Genomic DNA, 21,826 nt, shown 5'->3' with positions numbered 1-21,826 from the left:
CAGTCGCGGGCAGCGCATCCACAGGGAAGAACCATGCCGCTGACCCGCGACCTGGCCCAGCAACGGGCCGACGATATCCAGGCGTTTCGCCGTGAAGCCCAGCGCCTGCGTGGCGAGAATGCCCTGACGCTGGAAGAAGAGTCGCTCGCGCGCATCGCCGCCCATCACGACCAGCTACTGGCGCAGTACCGCAGCAACTTCGACATCGATCACAACCAGCAGACCAAGCGCCTGTCGCTGAGCATGCGCGTGGTCTCGCTGCTTGGTGCGCTAGCCCTGGCGGCCAGCCTGCTGTTCTTCTTCTATCAGTTCTGGGGCCTGTTCGGCGAAGCGCTGCAGGTCGGCATCCTGATCGGCTTCTCGCTCGGCAGCCTGCTGCTGACCTTCGCCCTGCAGCAACGCGACGCCTCCGGCTACTTCGCCAAACTGGCCGGCGTGCTGGCCCTGGCCTGCTTCGTCCTCAACATCCACATGCTCGGGCAGATCTTCAACATCACGCCCACCGACAAGGCCCTGCTGCCCTGGGCCGCCTACGCCCTGCTACTGGCCTACACCTGCAACGCACGCCTGCTGCTGGCCGCCGGCCTGATCTGCCTGCTTGCTTACAGCGGCACACGCATCAGCGAATGGTGTGGCTGGCTGTGGTTGGAAGCCGCAGAGCGGCCGGAACACTTCCTGCCCGGAGGTTTGCTGGTATTCGTGCTGCCGGCGCTGCTGTCCCAGGCGCGCTTCAGCGGCTTTGCCGCCACCTACCGCATCGTCGGCATGCTGGCCATGCTGCTGCCGATGCTGGTGTTGGCCAACTGGGGGCGCGGCAGCTACCTGCCGTTCGAATACGACAGCATCGAGAAGGCCTACCAGCTGCTCGGCTTCGCCGTATCGGCGCTGTTCATCTGGCTCGGCATTCGCCGCGACTGGTCCGAGGTCACCCTGATCGGCCAGCTGGCGTTCCTGCTGTTCCTATTCATCAAGATGGTCGACTGGTGGTGGGACGTGCTGCCCAAGTACCTGTTCTTCCTGGTCCTCGGCCTAACCGCGATCCTCGCCCTGCTGGTGCTCGGCCGCCTGCGTCGCGGCCACAAGGGAGGTGACTGCACATGATCACTCTCAAGCCCCGCCACGGCCTGCTGGCCGGTCTGGCGCTGATCCTACTGAGCAATGCCGTGGCCCTTGCCGGCGTTTGGTACAACCGCCAGGGCGAGCCAGAGAGCCGGTTGCTGTTGTCCGAGAGAGAGTTGCATCGCGACTGGGATGGCCCGCGCCGCGAGAACAGTGGCCTGAGCCTGCGTCTGGACTGGCGCATGCCCGTGCGCACCAACCCGGCCGACAAGGATCGCTGCTACAGCGAATACGGTCTGACGCCGGCACAGCTGCAGGCCGTAGGCTTGCCCAGCAGCGGCCCCGAACCGCGCCAGGATACCCGCCAGACCTGGGCGATTCTCGAGTTGGACGGTCCGCTCTATCAGCAAGCGCTGCAACAGGCCGAGCGCCATCTGCACAAGGCCAGCACCAAACTGCAGGAGCTGCCGAACGACAAGGAGCGGCAGCAACAGGAGAAGGCGGCACGCGAGGCCCTGGCCAATGAACGCGACAAGGAGAGCCGCCTGTTCCTCGCCGATGTCGGCCTGGATCCCGCAGCCCTGCGCCAGCGCTATCCGGATCGCACTCGTTACCTGCTGCTACGCGGCAGCGTGCGGGTCTGGCGGCGCTGCTACAGCGACGCCGACACCACGCTCAGCGGCTCGTTCTCCCCTAGCAACGGCAGCATCAACGTGCCCCACGCCTGGCGCCAGCTGCTGGCCGAACGGCTGCCGGAGCACTACGGCAACGCGGACCAGCCGTTCAGCGCCGAAATCAGCTTCGGCAAGCGCCTGGAGCCCTGGATCAGTGCGGTGAAGATCGCGGAAAAACCGGCCTCTGCCAGTGACGACGGCAGCGCACCACGCTAGCATTGCGCCATTCCCTCAAGGCTTCGCCCCATGCCGCTCAGCACGTCCCGCAAGGCTCAGTTTTCCCTGCTGCTGCTCCTGATGATCCTGCTGCTGGGTGGATTCCTCGCCACCAGCCTGGTCAGCTACTACAGCTCGCGCGACAGCATCCGCCACAACATCGTCAACACCGAGCTGCCGCTGACCTCCGACAACATCTATTCGGAGATCCAGAAGGACCTGATCCGCCCCACTCAGATCGCCTCGATGATGTCGCGCGACACTTTCCTGCGTGACTGGGTGATCGCCGGCGAACACGATGCCCAACCGATGACCCGCTACCTGCGCGAAGTGCAGGAGCACTACGGCACCTTCACCAGCTTCTTCATCTCCGAGAAAACCCGCGTCTACTACCAGGCCAAGGGCGTGCTGAAGAAGATCGACCAGAACGAGCCGCGTGACGCCTGGTACTTCCGCGTGCGCAGCATGGCCGAGCCTTACGAGATCAGCGTCGACCCGGACATGGCCAACAGCGACAGACTGACCTTCTTCATCAACTTCAAGGTGTTCGACTTCCAGGACAACTTCATCGGCGTCGCAGGCGTCGGCCTGACAGTAGATGCCGTGGTCAAGCTGGTGGACGACTATCAGCAGCGCTACGACCGCAGCATCTACTTCACCGACCGCAACGGCTACCTGATGCTCACCGGTGCCGACGGCGGCCCCATGGGCGCCAAGCGCGGCCAGATACTTGGCCAGGTACCGGGCATGGAGCCGCTGTTGGCCAAGCTGCCACAGCCCAAGAGCGGTAACTTCACTTACCAGGAGCACGGCCGCGGCCACTTCCTCAACGTGCGCTACATCCCCGAACTGGACTGGTACCTGTTCGTCGACAAACACGAGGAAGGTGCCCTAGCCGGCGTCCGCCACACGCTCTATCTCAACATGCTGATCTGCGCGCTGATCAGCGCAGTGGTGCTGTTCCTGGTCTACGTAGCGACCCGCCGCTACCAGGAACGCATTGCCGCCCTGGCCACCACCGATGTGCTTACCAGCCTGCCCAACCGTCGCGGCTTCAACCTGCTGGCCGCCCAGGCGCTGCAGGAAGCCGTCCGCGACCAGAGCCCGTTGAGCGCCCTGCTGATCGATCTCGACCACTTCAAACTGCTCAACGACACTCACGGCCACCTGGCCGGCGACCACGTACTGCGGGGCTTCGCCCAGAGTCTGCAAAGCAACCTGCGCCAGTCCGACATCATCTGCCGCTGGGGTGGCGAGGAATTCATCCTGCTGCTCAAGGACACCGGCAGCAGCACGGCGCGCCAACTGGCTGAGAAGATCCGCCAGCAGACTGAAGAGCAGGTGTTCCAGTACAACGGCGTCAATCTGCAGATCACCACCAGCATCGGCATCACCGAGCTACACGGTGACGACAATCTGGATCGCCTGATCGCCCGCGCTGACCGCGCCCTGTACCGGGCCAAGCAGTCCGGGCGCAACCGCAGTTGCGAAGAAAGCTCCATCACCTGACATGCCCGACGCCGACCGTTGCCCACGCTGCGGCCAGCCCAACAGCTGCGCACAGGCCAGTCGCGAGCAGCCGGTGCAGGACTGCTGGTGTTTTCACACGCCGATCAAGCAAAGCGCGCTCGATGAGCTGCCCGCCGAATTGCGTGACCAGACCTGCCTCTGCCCAAACTGCGCCCGCGCCTTGAGCGACACCAGCCACTAGCCATGCGCCTGGACCGTTTCCTCAGCAACCTGCCGCGTTTCAACCGTGCCGACGCACGCCTTTTGCTGGCCGCCGGACGCCTGCGTGTGGATGGAGAGACGGTGCGCGACGGGCGACACGAGGTGCGCGAATTCAGCCGCATCGAGCTGGACGATGAGCTGCTACAAACCGGTAAGCCGGCGCGCTACTTCATGCTCAACAAGCCGGCCGGCGTGGTCAGCGCCACCGAACACCCCGAGCATCGCACCGTGCTCGACCTGCTCGACGAGCCGGGCAAGCACGAGCTGCACATCGGCGGGCGTCTGGACCTGACAACCACCGGTCTGCTGGTCATCACCAACGACGGCCTCTGGTCACGCCGCCTCACCGAGCCACGCAGCCGCCTGGGCAAGGTCTATCGAGTAACCACCGAGCAGCCGATCACGCCCGAGTACGCCGAGGTATTCGCCCGCGGCCTGTACTTCGCGTACGAAAACCTCACCACCCTGCCCGCCGAACTGGAGATACTCAGCAGCCACGAAGCCCTGCTGACTCTGCACGAGGGCCGCTACCATCAGGTCAAGCGCATGTTCGGCCACTTTCAGAACAAGGTGACCGGCTTGCACCGCGAGCGCATGGGGCCTTTGGTGCTGGACCCGGCGCTGGCTCCCGGGCAGTACCGCGCACTGAACTCGGCGGAGATCGCACAGGTCTGAATGACCGTCGGGCAGATGCTGCAGCATGGGTCACCCAAGTGACTTGCACCTGCAACACAAGCCTGCTTGAATCAGAATCAAGGTCCAGATGTGACCGAACAGTCTCAACCACACTCTAAGAATGCTTTTTCCGGTCGAGTGCCTCAGGCACCACCAACGGGTCTGCCCCTCGTCGTGCCGCAAGGCCGATGCCCGTTCCGGAAATACCCGCCGCTAACAACAACCATCGGCCAGCCCTTCGAGCCGACCAGGCCCCGCTTCCCAGGCATATGCCTACCTGTCCTGAACTCGCGTGCAGCAGCAGTCTGGCGCTGCGCGTCCGTATCGTCGTACGTCAGGGGCATGACCATGAAAGCAGAAACCGCTGTGCTGGATATCCAGGGGCAACACCGGGTTTACACGGAGTTCTACCGCGCCGACAGCGCCGAGCAGACCATCATCCTGGTCAACGGCTCGCTGTCGACCACCGCATCCTTCGCGCAGACGGTCCGCTACCTCCACCCACATTTCAACGTGGTGCTGTTCGACCTGCCCTATGCCGGGCAGTCACGCGAATACAACCCGCACGAGCGCTTTCTCACCCGCGAGGATGAAGCCGACATCCTGCTGGAGCTGGTCGAGTATTTCGCCTGCGATATCGTGCTGTCGTTCTCCTGGGGCGGCATCGCCACTCTGCAGGCACTGGCCCGCAAGCCAAGACGCATCAAACGTGCAGTGATCAACTCGTTCTCCCCCATCATCAACCAGGCCATGCTCGGCTACTTGGAGCGCGGTATCGAAGTGATGCAGGCCTGTGATCGTGAAAATGTCGGTGCGGTGCTCAACGCCACCATCGGCAAGCACCTGCCCTCGCTGTTCAAGCGTTACAACCATCGCCACGTCAGCGGGCTTGAAGCCTACGAGTACGCGCAGATGAGCTTTCATGTGGAGAACGTGCTGAAGATGGAGGGCCGCTCCTGCGTCAGCTTCGCCGGTGAAATCGAGATACCGCTGCTGTTCGTCAATGGCGAGTGGGACGAGTACACCACGCCGGACGAAGCGCGCCTGTTCACACAGTACGTGCGCCACTGCGAGTTCCGCACCATCGGCCAGGCCGGCCACTTCCTCGACATGGAACACAAGACCGCCTGGATGCAGACCCGCGATGCGCTGCTGGCCTTCCTGCTCCCCCCCATCGCCAGCCGCACCCGCAGCCTGTCGACGGAAAAGCACGCCGTGGCGGTATGAAGGAGAAGAAAACAGGCAAGGCCGCGGTGTTCGGCTTCACCTTGGCGGGCGATTCTGGTACAAAGTCAGCCGCCCGAGCGGGCGTCGTATAATGGCATTACCTGAGCTTCCCAAGCTCATGACGAGGGTTCGATTCCCTTCGCCCGCTCCAGAATCTCTAAGTTGAAGCCCTGCTCTGCAGGGCTTTTTCGTATGTATCTCCGCCCCCCAAAGCGATTAGCTTGCCGCTACAAGCCCAAAGCACCTAAAGGTGCTTTGGGGTGGCGCCGTCAGCTAGAGAAACCCGCCGCCCTGGCCCGCGCCGCGTGAAGCTTCTTATAGCTTTCAACCAGCCGCAGGTGCTTGTCGAGGCCTTCCAGCTGCATGCTGGTCGGCGTCAGGCCAAAGAAGCGCACGCTGCCGTCCACCGAGCCAAGCGCAGCGTCCATGCGCTCATTGCCGAACATGCGGCGGAAGTTGGCCTCGTAGTCGACCATCTCCAGGTCGTCGTCCAGCTGCACTTCCAGCACCACGTTGAGTGCCTGATAGAACAGGCCGCGCTCGACGGTGTTGTCGTTGTACTGCAGGAAGGCCTCCACCAGCCCCTTGGCATGCTCGAACTTCTTCAGCGCCACGTAGATCAGCAGCTTCAGCTCCAGAATCGTGAGTTGCCCCCAGACAGTGTTGTCGTCGAATTCGACGCCGATCAGGGTGGTGATGTCGGTGTAGTCGTCGACGTCGCTGTTCTCCAGGCTCTTGAGCAGGGACTTGAGCCGAAGGTCACTCAGGCTGTACAGGTTGAGGATGTCGGAGCGGAACAGCAGAGCCTTGTTGGTGTTGTCCCAGATCAGGTCTTCCACCGGGTAGATTTCCGAGTAGCCCGGCACCAGGATGCGGCAGGCGTTGGCGCCAAGGTCGTCGTACACGGCCATGTACACCTCCTTGCCCAGGTCCTCCAGGATGCCGAACAGGGTCGCGGCTTCCTGGGCGTTGGAGTCCTCACCGTGACCGGAGAAGTCCCACTCGACGAACTCGTAATCGGCCTTGGCGCTGAAGAAGCGCCAGGACACCACGCCGCTGGAGTCGATGAAATGTTCGACGAAGTTGTTCGGTTCGGTCAGCGCCTGGCTCTCGAAGGTCGGCTGCGGCAGATCGTTGAGCCCCTCGAAGCTGCGTCCCTGAAGCAGCTCGGTGAGGCTGCGCTCCAGCGCCACCTCGAAGCTCGGGTGCGCGCCGAACGAGGCGAACACGCCGCCAGTACGCGGGTTCATCAGGGTCACGCACATCACTGGAAATTCACCGCCCAGGGAGGCGTCCTTCACCAGCACCGGGAAGCCCTGTTCTTCCAGCCCCTTGATGCCAGCGACGATGCCCGGGTACTTGGCCAGTACTTCCTGGGGCACGTCCGGCAGGGCCAGTTCCTGTTCGAGGATTTCGCGTTTCACCGCGCGCTCGAAGATTTCCGACAGGCACTGCACCTGCGCCTCGGCCAGGGTATTGCCGGCGCTCATGCCGTTACTGAGGTAAAGGTTTTCGATCAGGTTGGAGGGGAAGTACACCGCCTCGCCGTCCGACTGGCGCACGAAGGGCAGCGAACAGATGCCGCGCGCCTTGTTGCCCGAGTTGGTGTCGTACAGGTGCGAGCCGCGCAGCTCGCCGTCCGGGTTGTAGATCTCCAGGCAGTAGTCGTCGAGGATTTCTTCCGGCAGCGCGTCTTTCGGCCCCGGCTTGAACCACTGCTCGTTCGGGTAGTGGACGAACGGCGCATTGGCGATCTCCTCGCCCCAGAACTGGTCGTTGTAGAAGAAGTTGCAGTTCAGCCGCTCGATGAACTCGCCCAGCGCCGAGGCCAGCGCGCTTTCCTTGGTCGCACCCTTGCCGTTGGTAAAGCACATCGGCGAACCCGCATCGCGAACATGCAACGACCAGACGTTGGGCACGATGTTGCGCCATGAGGCGATCTCGATCTTCATGCCCAGGCCGGCAAGAATCGCCGACATGTTGGCGATGGTTTCTTCGAGCGGCAGGTCCTTGCCGAGAATGCGCGTGCCCTCGCCCTCGGTCAGCGCCGGAATCAGCAGCGCCTGGGCATCAGCGTCCAGGTTTTCCACTTCCTCGATGACGAAGTCCGGCCCAGCCTGCACCACCTTCTTCACGGTGCAACGGTCGATGGAACGCAGGATGCCGAGGCGATCCTTCTCGGAGATCTCCGCCGGCAGCTCGACCTGGATCTTGAAGATCTGCTTGTAGCGGTCTTCCGGGTCAACAATGTTGTTCTGCGACAGGCGAATGTTGTCGGTGGGGATGTTGCGCGTCTGGCAGTACAGCTTGACGAAGTAGGCCGCACACAGCGCCGAAGACGCCAGGAAGTAGTCGAACGGCCCCGGTGCCGAACCATCGCCCTTGTAGCGAATCGGCTGATCGGCGATCACCGTGAAGTCATCGAATTTGGCTTCGAGACGGAGGTTGTCGAGAAAGTTGACCTTGATTTCCATGCTGGACTACCAGAAAGCGGGCAAGACGAATTGGTCGCCATTATCCGTTTTTTCAGCGGGAAGTCCTGCGCTTTCAGCGGCTACCGCTCGCTGGTCGTTTCGGCGAGGGAACGACAGAAAAAATCGACCTGATGCATCTCTATGAAATCGACCAGAGGCCGATAGAAGGCAGCGTTGTATCCACCTGAAACGCCTTCACGATGGATAAGCGCGTAATAGCGACTCTCCAGCTCATCCCATTGCGGTCCTAGAGTCTGAGCCAACGAACAATAGAAATCGATTTCCTCATCATCCGCGCACTCTTCCACACCGGCATCGATTGCATCCGCCATGTCAGCCAATGCGCCGATGCGCTGCTCCCTGTCCTTGGGGATGGGGCGGTACTGGAACATGGCATAGGCCTGTTCCAGTATTTCCGCGTATGCCTCCATCCGGAGCAGACGAAACCCCTGCAGGGCTTCTTCCGCCAATTCGCCATAGCTATTGAAGAAGAACTGCGAAAAGCCACCGTTGCAGATCTGGCCGTTGGCATTGAGGACGGCCCAGAGCGCCAACTGAGACGGTGTCAGCGTCGCTGTCAGATGCGAGGCGACTGTCGGATTGTCCCACTCCCAAGCCTCCTCGACCTTTTCCACGACGTAATCGACGAACTCATACAGGCGGCCATCCCACTGAGAATCCAGCGGTTCGGCACTGCGCAAAGGCATCCGGTAATCCATTCGGTCTTCTCCCTCTAAGCAAATTGATGAGTAAGCAGCTACGGCCTGTGCTTTGCCATCTTGCCGCTAGGAAATCCCGCCCCGAGCGGCTCGCTTACATCGAACTTGCAAGCTGGTCTACAGGCGCCGGGAAGATACAGCGCTACGGAGCAAGCACGATGATATCGCCCGGCCCTCTCATAAAACTGTGACAGACAATGGGCCACGAGCCTCGACATTGATAAAGAATGAAGCCTCTCCAGTCGGTAGCGGTTATTCGATGTCCTCCCTGGCACATTCGAGCTTGAAGCACTGTCTGGACACTTACTCTCTCAAGCGTTATCGCCAACTCCACAAGAGCCTCAGTTGACGAAGAAGCCGCGCAGGAAATATCCAAAAAACGGCTCATCCATGAGTCTGACGGAACAAATGCTCACTGCATTTGTCGTGCTGGCCTTCGCGTGCGTCGGACTCTGGTTCGGGCTTTCTGGAGTCATCGAAGGAATGGTGGACATACCCAGCCGCCAGGCGAGCAGCAAGATTCTCAGAGACGAGTCACCTGCCGCGTTCTGGATCAGCGTTGGCATCTGGCTTGCTGTCGGGCTGGGATTGCTCTGGGTAGCGATGGCGATCGTAAGGAACGTGTTGAAGGCCATCTTTAGATAAATCACCGCCCCTGCCTGGCGGGATGACTAAGATGAAAACCCTCCATCGTTCCCTATGAATCGGGGCTCTCTTGGCGCAAGGCCCTAACGTTAAGGATCATGCCAGCAGAAGCCTTGGCCCTAGCATCAAGCCCGCACCAGCTTGAATCGCATCACCTCGCCCCTCAGCACGCGGACAAAGCAGCGAAAAACAGTGAAGCAACTCACACTTCTCAAATAGCCAAATGTATACATCATCACACTATTGATAGTCTGCCCGGACCATTTCGGGAGTTTCCAGAATGAAGGAACAACGAAAGTACCTCGCTCTGCGCGCCCATATCGCAGAACTGCTCGGCGAAGGTGCCACGATCGTCAGCCGAGAGCCATTCACTTTGCGCATCAGCGGGCATCTGTTCCGTGTGCAGCACGGCATGCTAATAGGCAACTCGGTAGCAGCCTGACCTTGATCAGGAGTACACACACCAGCTCACCGACTCCGCTGGCATCCCCAGGCAATCCACTACATGGATGACGCCTGAGTTCAACGCATCCTCCGCATTCAGAATTCGGGGCCCAGCCGTCAGGCAGTCGAGCACATCCAGGGGAACCCTGGCTCCGCGAGTGCGCTCCTCGACGATACTGGCGTACAGCTGCAGGTCGTAATCCAGGCTCATCGCATATTCCGACATACGCACATGATCGACCGCGCCGTTCAGCGTCCAGTGGAACGGATGGAAGAGGAATTTGCTATAGGGGCACGCGGTACGCCGCTCACCGGCAAGAAAGATGATGTTACCCATGGATTCGACCGTGCCGAGATTGTGGGTCCTCACCGGTACCGGCAGGGAAACGAGAAAGTTGTAGAGGGAGAAGCCGTAGCTGCATTCGCCGCCCATGGTGGCGATCTTGATGATCAGCTCATCGGCGCCCTGCTGGATGGCCTGAGAGCATTTGTCGATCAACTGGCCACAGGTAGAAGAATTGATCGGCGCGGTAAAGTGGACCACGTGACTGCGCATGCCTGCCCTCCCGTCGTTCGATTGCTCGCAAGGACGAGCGGAAGCCGAAGCTTCCGCTCGGTTGCGTCAACGCTCGCGACCGCTACTGCGCTCGCCTCCCTTGCGGCCGGCATCGGGCGCCTGCTCACGCTCGACAGTGCCGGTGCGGCCGCCCTCACGACCAGAGCCTGATTGCTGCGCTCGTTTTCACCGCGCCGGCCCGACTCGTTCTGACCCATCCTGTTCTTGTCTCCAATCATGGGAACCTCCACTTTTTCAGTCATGGGAGGCGAGGCACGCATCTTCATGTGCTTCGATGGCGCCTCACTGTGACTGAATGAAGGGCTACCGGGGCAGTTTCATGTTTTTCCCGCCTTGCGGACGAGTGGCGAAAGCTCCGCTGCGCTTCAGGTTGCAGCTATGCCGGTGATGGTGATGCCGTAGTGACGCAACAGCAGCACTGCCGGTTCATCGCTGCGTTTGTCCTGGCCATCGCCGAACTCGCCCTTCTCCAGGTTCTGCCGGGCCCAGTCGAGCAGGTGCTGCACCGCCTCTTCCATCTCCGGCTTGTGGTCGGCCTGCAGGTCCAACGTGCAGGTGCTGTTGTCCTTGCTGTAGCTGATGGTCCATTGCGCCATGGTGGCCTCCTGCGGGATACGCGCCTGACTTGCGGGCCAGAGCGCTTCGTACAGATTTCGAGTGGTGCGCCGGGGCAACGGTTCAGGTAACAAGCCCGACGGCACTGCAGGCGGTCGGCGCGGGGTTGCCCTGCTGGCGTATCTCACGCACCATAACTGTATATAAAGCCAGTTATTTGCCATGCTCGCTTCGCTCGACTCGCCCCTTTACTACCTCAGCAACTTCCGCACGGCGCTGGCCTGGGTCGAGCAGCGCTATGCCGACCTGCTGGACGCGGACGAGCAGGCCTTCCTGACGAATTTTCACGCGCTGCCGGAAGCCTCCCAGGCCCTGCTGGTGCGCTTGATCATGCGCAAGGGTCCGCACTTTCGCGCCAGCAAGCTGGCCTATGTGGAGATCGGCGACATCGCCGCTGCCGCCAAGCCCCTGCTGCACCTGGGGTGGTTGATCGAGAATGCCGAGCTGGAGCTGGACACGTTGTTCGCTCTGCTACGCAAGGACGAGCTGTTGGTCACCTTTGCCGAGGCCGAAACACTGCGCAGCCTGAAGAAGACCGAGCTGCTGGAAGCGCTGCGCGAGCTACATCCAGAAGCACGCAGCTTCACCGATTGGAGCCCGCAGCTGGATCGGCTCTACAGCCTGACCGTCGGCCCGCTGTGTGATCGTTTGCGCCTGCTGTTCTTCGGCAACCTGGCGCAGGACTGGTCCGAATTCGTGCTCGCCGAGCTGGGCATCTACCGCTACGAGCGGGTCGAGATAGGCGCCGAGTCGCGCGGCTTCCGTAGCCGTCTGGATATCGACCACTACCTGCACCTGCAGCACTGCCGCGAGCTGTTCGAGGCCGGCCTGCCAATAACCGAGGTGCGGGCCGAGCTGGGTGACTTCAGCAGCGATAACCCACACCTGATTCGCCGCCACGCCAAGCTGCTGTTTCACCTCGGCCAGCAATTGGAACGTGAAGGCGAACTGGCCGAAGCCGCCGCGCTGTATGCCAGCAGCACACACGCCGAAGCCCGCCAGCGCCAGGTCCGTGTGCTGGAGAAACTCGGCGAATGGCAACAGGCCCACGACCTGGCGACCGCCGCCCTGCTCACCCCACGCAACGACGCCGAGACTCAGGCGTTGGAACGCGCCCTGCCGCGTCTGCAACGTCAACTCGGCCTGCCAAAGCAGCCACGCAAGCCAGCGGCCGAGGCCGGGCTGATCGAGCTGGAATTGCCTCAGCCGCTGGAATTCAGCGTGGAATGGGCGGTGCAGCAATATCTGCACACGGAGCAGACACCGGCCTTTTATGTGGAAAACACCCTGGTCTGCGGCCTGTTCGGCCTGCTCTGCTGGGAGGCAATCTTCGCCCCGCTGCCCGGCGCCTTCTTCCATCCGTTCCACGCAGGGCCGGTGGACCTGCATGACAGCGACTTCCGCAGCCGCCGCGCAGGCCTGTTCGAGCGCTGCCTGGCGCGCCTGGAGGATGGCAGCCACGCCGAGGCGATCCGCGCCACCTACGCCGCCAAGTACGGCATCGTCTCGCCCTTCGTGCACTGGGCGGTGCTGACACCCGAGCTGCTGGAAACCGCCCTGCGCTGCCTGCCGCCGGCGCACCTGCGCGCCTGGTTCGAGCGCCTGCTCGGCGACATTCGCGCCAACCGCGCCGGCATGCCGGACCTGATCCAATTCTGGCCGGCCGAGCAGCGCTACCGGATGATCGAGGTGAAGGGCCCCGGCGACCGCCTGCAGGACAACCAGAAGCGCTGGCTGGCCTTCTGCACCGAGCAAGGCATGCCGGTGGACGTCTGCTACGTACGCTGGAGCCAGACATGAGCTACGCCGTGGCGGTGCGGGCGCTGTGCGAGTTCACCGCCAAGCAGGGCGATCTCGACCTACGCTTCACCCCCGCACCCACCGCCGCCGAGGGCATGGCCGGCCACAGCACCGTGGTCGGCCGCCGCGGCGCCGGCTACATCGCCGAGCTGCCGCTGGCCGGCGAGTATCCGGGCCTGCGGGTCAGCGGTCGCGCCGATGGCTACGACCCGCAACAGAACCTGCTGGAAGAGATCAAGACTCACCGTGGCGATGTGGCGCGCATCCCGGACAACCACCGCGTGCTGCACTGGGCCCAGGTCAAGGTCTACGGCTGGCTGCTGTGCGATGCGCTGGAGCTGCCACATATCGACCTGGCGGTGGTGTACTTCAACGTGCTCACGCAGAAGGAAACGGTGTTTCGCGAGCACTTCGAGGTCGCTGAACTCAAGACCTTCTTCGAGCTGCAGTGCGCACGCTTCGTCGCCTTCGCCGAGCAGGAGACCGCCCATCGAGTTGCTCGCGACCACAGCCTGGAGCGCCTGCAGTTCCCCTACCCGGACTTCCGCCGTGGACAGCGCCAGCTCGCCGAGTCCGTGTACCGCGCCGCCCGCGACGGCGACTTCCTGCTGGCCCAGGCCACCACCGGCATCGGCAAGACCCTGGCCACCCTGTTCCCGCAGCTCAAGGCTTTTCCCGGCCAGGATCTGGACCGGCTGTTCTTCCTCACCGCCAAGACCCCGGGCCGGCGCCTGGCACTGGATGCCCTGGCCAGCCTGCGTGCGCAGGAACACGACATGCCGCTGCGGGTGCTGGAACACGTGGCCCGTGACAAGGCCTGCGAGCACCCTGACAAGGCCTGCCACGGCGAATCCTGCCCGCTGGCCAGGGGCTTCTACGACCGCCTGCCGGCCGCCCGCGCCGCCGCCCTCGAGCGCCGCTGGCTCACCCAGGAGGCCGTGCGCGAGATCGCCCTGGCCCACCAGATCTGCCCCTACTACCTGTCCCAGGAGCTGTGCCGCTGGAGCGACGTGGTGGTCGGTGATTACAACTACTACTTCGACATGACCGCCCTGCTCCACGGCCTGACCGTGCTCAATGGTTGGAAGGTCACCCTCCTAGTGGACGAGGCGCACAACCTGATCGAGCGCGCCCGCGGCATGTACAGCGCCGAACTGGACCAGGCCGAGTTCAACGCCATGCGCAAGCTCGCCCCGACCGGCCTCAAGGGCGTGCTGGAGCGCGTCGGCCGCCATTGGAACCAACTGCACCGCGACCAGGAAGTGCCGTACCAGATCTACCCGGCCATCTCCGAGCTGTTCATCGTCGCCCTGCAGAAGGCAGTGAGCGCCATCACCGATCACCTCACCGACCAGCCGGAAGGCAACCAGGCCGCGCTGCTGCGCTTCTACCTCGACGCCATGCTGTTCTGCCGCCTGGCCGAGGCGTTCGGCCCGCACTCGCTGTTCGACATCAGCCGCCACGACAGCCGCAGCCTGTCGACCCTGTGCCTGCGTAACATCGTGCCGGCGCGCTTCCTCGCCGAGCGCTTCGCCAACGCCCACAGCGCCACGCTGTTCTCCGCCACCCTCAGCCCCGGCCACTACCACGCCGACCTGCTCGGCCTGCCGCGCGACTGGCAGTGGCTGGAGGTGCAGTCGCCGTTCAGCGCCGAGCAGCTCAGGGTCCAGGCGCTGGCCAACCTGTCGACCCGCTACCAGCACCGCGAGGCCAGCCTGGCGCCCATCACCGGCCTGCTGGCCCGGCAGTTTCGCGAGCAGCCAGGCAACTACCTGGCCTTCTTCAGCAGCTACGCCTACCTGGAACAGGCCCTGGACAACTTCCGCAGCGCGCATCCAGACATCCCGGTATGGGCGCAGTCGCGCAGCATGAACGAGGCTGAACGCCAGGCCTTTCTCGAGCGTTTCTCCGAGCACTCCCAGGGCATCGGCTTCGCCGTGCTCGGCGGCGCCTTCGGCGAGGGCATCGATCTGCCTGGCAAGCGCCTGATCGGCGCCTTTATCGCCACCCTTGGCCTGCCGCAGGTCAACCCGGTCAACGAGGAGGTGAAGGCACGTATGCAGCAGATGTTCGGCAACGGCTACGACTACGCTTACCTCTACCCCGGCCTGCAGAAAGTGGTACAGGCCGCCGGTCGGGTGATTCGCACCACCGAGGACAGCGGCGTGGTCTATCTGCTGGACGACCGTTTCACCCGCAGTGAGGTGCGCCAGCTGTTGCCGAGCTGGTGGCAGGTCGAGCGCAGTCGTTACCTGCCGCATCTGCAGCCCAGTTCGTGACGGGCACCGCCGGTCAGATCGTATCGCCCCACAGGGCTCGCGCGCCTTGAGCCAGACGGCAGCGAGCCAGGAAATACACACTTTGCAAAACCCCGGTGCTTGAGGCGGCCCGGAAAATCCTTATCCTGCGCGCCGTGACGCCGGGCCCCTCTGACGGTTTGCAGCCGCCATGTCGGAGTCATAGTTGGTACAACTACGACTGAAAGGAGGGGCTCATGACTGCCCTAGATTCGTTCCTCTTCGCCGACCTGCTCGGCACCGCCACCTGGCTGTGGCTGACCTTCTTCGCCCTGGTAGCCGCCCTGCTGGCCTTCGACCTCGGCATCCTGCACCGCGACAACCGCGAAATTGGCGTCAAGGAGAGCCTGCTGCTGTCGGCCGGCTACATCTCCATGGGCCTGCTGTTCGCCGTCTGGGTGTTCTTGCAGAAAGGCGGCGACGCCAGCATGGACTACCTGACCGGCTTCCTGATCGAGAAGTCGCTGTCGATGGACAACGTGTTCGTCATGGCGCTGATCTTCAGCTTCCTGGCCATCCCGCGTCAGTACCAGCACAAGGTACTGTTCTGGGGAATCATGGGCGTGATCGTGCTGCGCGCCATCATGATCGGCCTGGGCGCTGCGCTGATCAGCGAGTTCGACTGGATCCTCTACGTGTTCGGCGCCTTCCTGCTGCTGACCGGCGTGAAGATGCTGTTCTCCAAGGTCGACGATGAGCCGGACCTGGCCAACAACCGCTTCGTCAACTGGCTGCGCAACCACCTGCCGGTGACCGACCGCCTGCACGAGCAGAAATTCTTCGTCCGTCAGGAAGACGCCAGCGGCAAGCTCAAGCTATGGATCACCCCACTGTTCCTGGCCCTGATCCTGATCGAGCTGGCTGACCTGGTGTTCGCCGTGGACAGCGTGCCGGCGATCTTCGCCATCACCCAGGACCCGTTCATCGTCTACACCTCGAACATCTTCGCCATCCTCGGCCTGCGCGCCCTGTATTTCGCCCTGGCCGCGATGATCCATCGCTTCGCCTACCTGAAGTACGCCCTGGCCCTGGTGCTGGTGTTCATCGGCGGCAAGATCTTCCTGCACGGCATCATCGGCAAGGTGCCGGCAGTGATCTCGCTCAGCGTGACCGTGGGCCTGCTGGCCGGTGGCGTGCTGCTGTCGCTGTACAAGACCCGTAATCAACCCGCCCACAAGCTCGAATCCTGATCGGAGGCCCGTACATGAACCGTTATCAACCGTTGTTGCTGGGCCTCGGCCTGCTCGCCCTGGTCGGCTGCGACAGCGCCGAACAGGCTGCGTCCAACTTCGCCGAGAAGGTCGAGCAGGCCGCCGTCGATCAGGTGAAAGAGAGCCTGGGCGACACCCTCAAGGGCCTCGATGAACAGGTCGAGCAGCTCAACGACAAGGTCGACCAGGCCCAGGAAGGCACCCGCGAATGGCTGGACCAGGCGCAGCCGAAGTCCGAGCAGAACGCACCTGAGCAAGATGCCGAGCAGCAGCCGGAACAGGGCATGATCGAGACCTGATCAGTCCGGAAAAGCCGCCTGCAACAGCTGTGGCAACACCACGCCGGCGGCGCCCGGCAGGCTGTATTCGCGCGGCTTGCTGGCGGCCACCGGTTGCGGGTTGATGTGCACCACGGTGGCGCCGTTGCGTGAGGCGATCTGCGGCACCTGGGCGGCCGGATAGACCAATCCCGACGTGCCGACCGAGAACAGCAGGTCGCACTCGGCGGCCGCCTCGAAGGCCTGCTGCAAAGCCGCCTCCGGCATTGACTCGCCAAACCACACCACGCCCGGTCGCACCGGCCCGCCGCACGATGCACAACGCGGCGGTGCCAGGCGCCGGCCCTCCTCCGGCTCGTCCAGCTCGCGGGCAAGGCTGCCATAGCGCTCGCCACAGTCGAAGCAACGCGGCGTTTGCAGGCTACCGTGCAGATGGATCACGCCCTGGCTGCCAGCACGCTCGTGCAAGTCGTCGACGTTCTGCGTCACCAGCGTCACACGTGACAGCCGGCTCTCTAGCTCGGCGATAGCGCGGTGAGCCGGATTGGGAACGGCCCTCAGTACCCGCTGGCGCCGCCACTCGTACCAACCCCAGACCAGTTCGGGATCAGCTGTGAAGGCCTCCGGCGTAGCCAGCCGTGCCGGATCGAAGCGGGCCCACAGGCCGGTCAGCGCATCACGGAAAGTTGGAATACCACTCTCCGCCGACACCCCGGCGCCGGTGTAGACCAGCAGGTGGCGGGACTCGAGCAGGGCTTCGATAATTGCCGGGATCATAGAGGCTCATCAGTAGAGTCAGGAAGAATCAGCCCCTGCAATCAAGGTGGAGTCTTCGCAGAGGTGAAAATCAGCAAATATCCACTCCCAACTACTGTAACCAAAGCACTGCCATTTTCAATCATTGAGTCGAAAGGCAAAGGGCACTCCTGCTGCGGCCATAGACTGGTGATCTCATATATCTCCCTCTCAAGTGGAATATTTTCCTCATCAAATAGAACTGAATATAACTTTACCGTCGATTCGGACATCCAATACTCAATAGGCCGCTTAAGCTTCCGCACTGACTTCACATCACAAACACCCAGAACTTTAAGCGAGCCCTCCTTCATCACTATTTTAAGCTCCGAAAACTGCGCCTCCAAGCCAGCTCTCTCACCGACATCAACAACTGAGTGAAGGACATTATTCTGGGATATCCTACTGAAAGCCCAAATACTATCCTGCGATTTATGCTCAGCATGCTCACTGGCAGCAACAAGAGACGCACAAAGCATGAAGTAACAAAAAACACCAATCATCCTTGATTTTAACATTTCAATGATCCGAATTATAAACACCAATCAAGAAGACATCTATTTCCGCCTTACGGCGAAGCACCAATCCAGGAGTACCTCCATTGGTTATATCTGAAAATCCATGCGAGGCGCCACGATAATCACCAGAATTTAGTTTAGCCAATAACTTTGGAGCACCTCTCTTCACTAAAAAATATCGCCCAGTATTAAAGACCAACGAAACCAAAGCATCAAATTCGTGCTGAAACAGGTCAGCAGTCACAGCGTCCCGCACACCTTTTTCCATTTCAGGAATTCGACTTTCGAAGAGAACATTTGCATATTGGCGACTCACACCTTTACTAAATTCCAAAGGAAGCCTTATGCTTTCACAACTAGCCCTGGCAATTAAATGGCCATAGCCTATCGTGCAGTAGCCCTCGGAATCATTGTAAGCATTGGCACGAAACCCTTCCCAATCTTTAATAAATCGCCTTCCACGCTGAGATAGCGAGAGCAATCCCGGATTCACTCTAATATCAGCCCCAACGCGTGACTCGTCATTGAGAACCCTGACACAAATACTGTCTATATCAACCATCTCTAGAAAACGGATCAACTTATCCCACCCCAGCCTAGCCACCCCGGAGTTATTTCCATCATTAGCTACGACTACTGCTTCGTATTCGCTGGAAGAACGAAATGCAAACCCCTCTGGGATTAGTAAGAACTTCTTTCCAGGTAAATGCTCGCTATACACAACGGGAAGGACAGCCTTAGAAAAGGTGGTGAGCACGCTACACCATCTAATTTTATAGACAGCATTTCCCCGCAGCCCAAGCCTTCCCTTGAAGAAGGGCCTTACGAGACCGCCACGAATACCGGCAGCAGGAATAAAGTAATCATTATTACCGTATATGTTCATTGCAATCATGGTGACATCCTTGTCGTTAGCAATCCCTCAACAAACATGGCACACAGCAGGCCATGGATTGAGCTGCAAGCATGCCTGCTAACACTCAATAGAAATGAGTACTGGCTTCGCTTTCAAGCTATGCAATCGGTTAATTAGACAACCTCAAGCACCCAGCAGTTGGCTCAGTACCGCACGCAGCTTGCCTGGCTTTAGGGGTTTGTTGAGCAGCGGGATGGCCTTGCGCTGAGCCGCGCTCTGGCAGTGTTCACTGCGGTCGGCGGTGATCATCACTACCGGCAGCTCAGGGTCGAAATGTTCCCGCAGCGCATCAACCACCTCGCAACCAATCACCCCGTTATCCAGGTGATAGTCGATCAGTAGTACCTCCGGTGCACGTCCCTGCAACACCGACAGCGCCTGCGGCAGGTCGCGCGCGGTGAGCACCTCGCAGCCCCACTGACTGAGCAGTGCGTCCATGCTGTCGAGGATGCTCTGCTCGTTGTCGACCACCAGCAGTCGCCGTCCCGGCAGCGGGTCACCCAGCTGTGCCTGCGGCACCAGCGTGGCCAGGCGTTCCGGCATCGGCGCCAGCGGCAGTTCGAACGAGAAGCACGAGCCCTTGCCCACCCGCGAGCGCACCTGTACCGGGCAGTCGAGGATGCGCGCGATGCGCTCGACGATGGCCAGACCAAGGCCAACCCCACGCCCTGGCTCGAGCTGGTTGAACTCCTGGAAGATCGCCTGCAGCTGGTTCTGCGGAATGCCGCGACCGCTGTCCCACACCTCGATGCTCACGCTCTGGCCGCGTCGCCTTGCGGCCAGCAGCACGCCTCCGCTCCGGGTATAGCGGCAGGCGTTGCTCAGCAGGTTGCGCAGAATGCGGCTGACCAGGCGCAGGTCGGTGCGCACCGCCAGCTTCGGCAAGTGCATGCGCAGGCGCAGCCCGGCCGCTTCTGCCACCGACTGAAACTCAGAGGCCAGCGGCGTGAACAGCTCGGCCAGGTCATGATCGGCCGGGGTTGCCTGCACCGCGGCCTGGTCCAGACGGGAGATATCGAGCAGGTCGGCAAGCAGTTCTTCGGCGCCATCCAGAGCCTGGTGAGTACGCTCTACCAGCAACTTTTCGGAGCTTGGCAACGACCGCTCGCGCAGGGTGGCGATCAGCAGGCGCGCCGCATTCAACGGCTGCAGCAGGTCGTGGCTGGCCGCGGCGAGAAAGCGATCCTTGGAATGGTTGGCTTCTTGTGCCGCGTCGCGCGCCTCGCGCAGCTCCTCGGTGCGTGAGACGACCCGCTGCTCCAGCTCGTCGTTGAGCTGCTGCAGGCGCAGTTGGGCCAGCTTGCGTTCGGTGATATCGGCGACGAAGCCCTCGAACAGGCCGGGCTCGTCCGGCTTGAGCAGCAGGTTCATGATCACCGTGATGCGGCTACCGTCGCGCCGGCGCAACTCGGTCTCGTAGCCGTACAGACCGCCACGTTCCTGCAGGGCAGTGCGGATCGCGCGCATCTCCTCGCTACCGCCGACGAACAGCTCGCGTGCCAGGTCTGACAGCGACCACAACACCTGCTGCGGCTCGGCATAGCCGAGCATCCGCGCCAGCGCCGGATTGGCCGCCAACAGGCCCTGAGTCATGCTGGCCTGGAAGATGCCGTGAACCGCGTTCTCGAACAGCCACTTGTAGCGGTTGCGCTCGGCCTCCAGCTCTTCCAGGCGCGCCTGCAGTTCGGGGTAATGACTCTTGCGTTGCGACTGGCTGCTCAGCCCTAACAGCCCGGCCAGGGCCTTCTGCGGGTCCTCAGAGGGCCTCGCCATACACCACCTCGACATCGCGCTGGCTGGACTGCCGCGGGTTGGTGAGGATGCACGGATCATGCATGGCGTGGCGCGAGAGGAACGGGATGTCGCTGCTGCCGACACCATGGCGGGCCAGCGTCTCGTGGAAGCCCACGGCACTCTTGAAGGCGATCAGGTGTTCCACCAGGCGTACGCGGATCTGCGGATGGGTCAGACCGCGGCAATCCAGGCCGAGGGTTTCGGCTATCACCTTGAAGCGCTCCGGCGCGGCGTCGTAGTTGAAGGCCACCACATGTTCCACCAGCGCTGCATTGCACAGGCCGTGCGGCAGGTCGAGGAAACCGCCGAGGCTGTGGCTCATCGCATGTACTGCACCGAGGATGGCATTGGAGAAAGCCAGACCGGCCTGCATGCTGCCGAGCATGATCTTCTCGCGCAGGGCGATGTCGGCAGGATTGGCGATCATGCCCACCAGGTTGCCGCCGATAAGCCGCATGGCCTCCAGTGCATGGGTATCGGTGAGCGGGCCATTGCCGGTGGAGACGAACGCCTCGATGGCGTGCACCAGCGCGTCGATGCCGGTACAGGCGGAGAGGAACGGGTCCATGCTCAAGGTGGTTTCCGGGTCGATCAACGACACGTCCGGCACCACGGCCTTGCTAACAATGGAGAACTTCATCCGCTCGGTCTGGTTGGAGATGATCACGAACTGCGAAACGTCAGCCGAGGTGCCGGCGGTGGTCGGGATCAGGATCAGCGGCGGGCTCGGCACACGCACCGTGTCGACGCCCTCGAATTCGAGGATATGGCGGCCATGCGCGGCAACGATGCCGATGCCCTTGGCGCAGTCCATCGGGCTACCACCGCCCACCGCGACGATGACATTGCAGCCCTCGCTGCGGTACAGCTCGGCGCCGGTCATTACCTCTTCCATACGCGGGTTGGGCGACACCCCGGTGTACAGACAGAAGGCCAGGCCCTGGGCCTGCAGGCTGTTGGCCACGTCGGTGACCCAGCCGGCGGCCATCACGCCCGGATCGGACACCAGCAGTACCTTGGTGGCACCGAAGTTGGCGGCGACGTTGCCGACGTTATGGCGGCAACCGGCACCGAAGATGATTTCGGGGGAAACGAACTTGCGCAGCGGGCTCAGCACCTGGCTCATACCACGGCCTTTTTCTTGTTTTGGTGATCTTCCCG

At 62.0% G+C, this 21,826-nt stretch carries 21 protein-coding genes and 1 tRNA gene; 12 read left to right on the top strand and 10 right to left on the bottom strand.

Annotated elements, in window-relative coordinates; genetic code table 11:
- Nucleotides 1–33: 33 nt before the first annotated feature.
- From IB234_RS06670 to IB234_RS06640, 7 genes are all read left to right on the top strand, one after another.
- Nucleotides 34–1,101, top strand: a complete 1,068-nt coding sequence (locus tag IB234_RS06670; protein WP_192315732.1) for a DUF2157 domain-containing protein — start codon at nucleotides 34–36, stop codon at nucleotides 1,099–1,101.
- A complete protein-coding gene (locus IB234_RS06665) occupies nucleotides 1,098–1,949 on the top strand; it encodes a DUF4824 family protein (RefSeq protein WP_192315730.1) in 852 nt (283 codons plus the stop codon). The genes IB234_RS06670 and IB234_RS06665 overlap by 4 nt, the downstream gene beginning before the upstream one ends.
- Nucleotides 1,950–1,979: 30 nt before the next feature.
- Entirely contained in the window at nucleotides 1,980–3,458 is a 1,479-nt protein-coding gene (locus IB234_RS06660; RefSeq protein ID WP_192315727.1) for a sensor domain-containing diguanylate cyclase, read from the top strand.
- Between the two features lies 1 nt (nucleotide 3,459).
- Nucleotides 3,460–3,660: a cysteine-rich CWC family protein gene (locus IB234_RS06655; protein WP_192315715.1), complete on the top strand. Its 201-nt coding sequence runs from the start codon at nucleotides 3,460–3,462 to the stop codon at nucleotides 3,658–3,660.
- A gap of 2 nt (nucleotides 3,661–3,662) precedes the next feature.
- Nucleotides 3,663–4,355 (top strand): pseudouridine synthase, encoded by a 693-nt coding sequence (locus IB234_RS06650; RefSeq protein ID WP_192315712.1) that lies wholly within the window; start codon nucleotides 3,663–3,665, stop codon nucleotides 4,353–4,355.
- Between the two features lie 348 nt (nucleotides 4,356–4,703).
- Nucleotides 4,704–5,582: an alpha/beta fold hydrolase gene (locus IB234_RS06645; RefSeq protein ID WP_192315710.1), complete on the top strand. Its 879-nt coding sequence runs from the start codon at nucleotides 4,704–4,706 to the stop codon at nucleotides 5,580–5,582.
- Between the two features lie 77 nt (nucleotides 5,583–5,659).
- Nucleotides 5,660–5,733 (top strand) — tRNA-Gly (locus tag IB234_RS06640).
- Nucleotides 5,734–5,851: 118 nt separating this feature from the next.
- On the opposite strand, the gene IB234_RS06635 is transcribed toward IB234_RS06640, so the two are convergent.
- The 3 genes from IB234_RS06635 to IB234_RS06625 all read right to left on the bottom strand — a co-directional run bounded on the left by IB234_RS06635 (nucleotide 5,852) and on the right by IB234_RS06625 (nucleotide 9,425).
- Complete coding sequence (locus tag IB234_RS06635; RefSeq protein ID WP_192315707.1) at nucleotides 5,852–8,056, bottom strand: OsmC domain/YcaO domain-containing protein; 2,205 nt, start codon at nucleotides 8,054–8,056, stop codon at nucleotides 5,852–5,854.
- Nucleotides 8,057–8,136: 80 nt separating this feature from the next.
- Nucleotides 8,137–8,775, bottom strand: coding sequence for a DUF4375 domain-containing protein (locus tag IB234_RS06630; protein ID WP_192315705.1), 639 nt, complete (start codon nucleotides 8,773–8,775; stop codon nucleotides 8,137–8,139).
- Between the two features lie 341 nt (nucleotides 8,776–9,116).
- Nucleotides 9,117–9,425, bottom strand: coding sequence for a hypothetical protein (locus tag IB234_RS06625; RefSeq protein WP_192315703.1), 309 nt, complete (start codon nucleotides 9,423–9,425; stop codon nucleotides 9,117–9,119).
- Between the two features lie 275 nt (nucleotides 9,426–9,700).
- On the opposite strand from IB234_RS06625, the gene IB234_RS06620 reads away from it, so the two are divergent.
- Nucleotides 9,701–9,862, top strand: coding sequence for a hypothetical protein (locus IB234_RS06620; protein ID WP_192315701.1), 162 nt, complete (start codon nucleotides 9,701–9,703; stop codon nucleotides 9,860–9,862).
- A gap of 6 nt (nucleotides 9,863–9,868) precedes the next feature.
- Here the strand turns inward: IB234_RS06620 and IB234_RS06615 are convergent, their stop codons facing one another.
- Entirely contained in the window at nucleotides 9,869–10,420 is a 552-nt protein-coding gene (locus IB234_RS06615; RefSeq protein WP_192315699.1) for an ATP-dependent Clp protease proteolytic subunit, read from the bottom strand.
- Nucleotides 10,421–10,806: 386 nt separating this feature from the next.
- Nucleotides 10,807–11,037: a hypothetical protein gene (locus tag IB234_RS06610; RefSeq protein WP_192315697.1), complete on the bottom strand. Its 231-nt coding sequence runs from the start codon at nucleotides 11,035–11,037 to the stop codon at nucleotides 10,807–10,809.
- 181 nt (nucleotides 11,038–11,218) lie between these two features.
- On the opposite strand from IB234_RS06610, the gene IB234_RS06605 reads away from it, so the two are divergent.
- The 4 genes from IB234_RS06605 to IB234_RS06590 all read left to right on the top strand — a co-directional run bounded on the left by IB234_RS06605 (nucleotide 11,219) and on the right by IB234_RS06590 (nucleotide 16,663).
- Nucleotides 11,219–12,856, top strand: coding sequence for a VRR-NUC domain-containing protein (locus IB234_RS06605; RefSeq protein WP_192315695.1), 1,638 nt, complete (start codon nucleotides 11,219–11,221; stop codon nucleotides 12,854–12,856).
- Nucleotides 12,853–15,135 (top strand): ATP-dependent DNA helicase, encoded by a 2,283-nt coding sequence (locus IB234_RS06600; RefSeq protein WP_192315693.1) that lies wholly within the window; start codon nucleotides 12,853–12,855, stop codon nucleotides 15,133–15,135. Before IB234_RS06605 ends, IB234_RS06600 begins: the two co-directional genes overlap by 4 nt.
- Nucleotides 15,136–15,350: 215 nt before the next feature.
- Entirely contained in the window at nucleotides 15,351–16,343 is a 993-nt protein-coding gene (locus IB234_RS06595; RefSeq protein WP_192315691.1) for a TerC family protein, read from the top strand.
- Nucleotides 16,344–16,357: 14 nt separating this feature from the next.
- A complete protein-coding gene (locus IB234_RS06590) occupies nucleotides 16,358–16,663 on the top strand; it encodes a hypothetical protein (RefSeq protein WP_192315689.1) in 306 nt (101 codons plus the stop codon).
- On the opposite strand, the gene IB234_RS06585 is transcribed toward IB234_RS06590, so the two are convergent.
- The 5 genes from IB234_RS06585 to ercA form a co-directional block, all read right to left on the bottom strand.
- Nucleotides 16,664–17,419 (bottom strand): SIR2 family NAD-dependent protein deacylase, encoded by a 756-nt coding sequence (locus tag IB234_RS06585; RefSeq protein WP_192315687.1) that lies wholly within the window; start codon nucleotides 17,417–17,419, stop codon nucleotides 16,664–16,666.
- A gap of 41 nt (nucleotides 17,420–17,460) precedes the next feature.
- On the bottom strand, nucleotides 17,461–17,955 hold the full coding sequence (locus IB234_RS06580) for a hypothetical protein (protein ID WP_192315685.1): 495 nt from the start codon (nucleotides 17,953–17,955) through the stop codon (nucleotides 17,461–17,463).
- A gap of 1 nt (nucleotide 17,956) precedes the next feature.
- On the bottom strand, nucleotides 17,957–18,850 hold the full coding sequence (locus IB234_RS06575; protein ID WP_192315683.1) for a lysozyme: 894 nt from the start codon (nucleotides 18,848–18,850) through the stop codon (nucleotides 17,957–17,959).
- Nucleotides 18,851–18,994: 144 nt separating this feature from the next.
- Nucleotides 18,995–20,644 carry a NahK/ErcS family hybrid sensor histidine kinase/response regulator gene (locus IB234_RS06570; protein WP_192315681.1) on the bottom strand — a complete coding sequence of 550 codons (1,650 nt, stop codon included), beginning with the start codon at nucleotides 20,642–20,644 and terminating at the stop codon, nucleotides 18,995–18,997.
- Nucleotides 20,628–21,791 carry an alcohol dehydrogenase-like regulatory protein ErcA gene (gene ercA / locus IB234_RS06565; protein ID WP_192315679.1) on the bottom strand — a complete coding sequence of 388 codons (1,164 nt, stop codon included), beginning with the start codon at nucleotides 21,789–21,791 and terminating at the stop codon, nucleotides 20,628–20,630. Before ercA ends, IB234_RS06570 begins: the two co-directional genes overlap by 17 nt.
- Between the last annotated feature and the right edge of the window lie 35 nt (nucleotides 21,792–21,826).

Source organism: Pseudomonas sp. PDM16, assembly GCF_014851865.1.
Taxonomy (GTDB): Bacteria; Pseudomonadota; Gammaproteobacteria; order Pseudomonadales; family Pseudomonadaceae; genus Aquipseudomonas.
The sequence above is the reverse complement of the archived record's forward strand: the minus strand, read 5'-3'. Positions and strand labels throughout refer to the sequence as shown.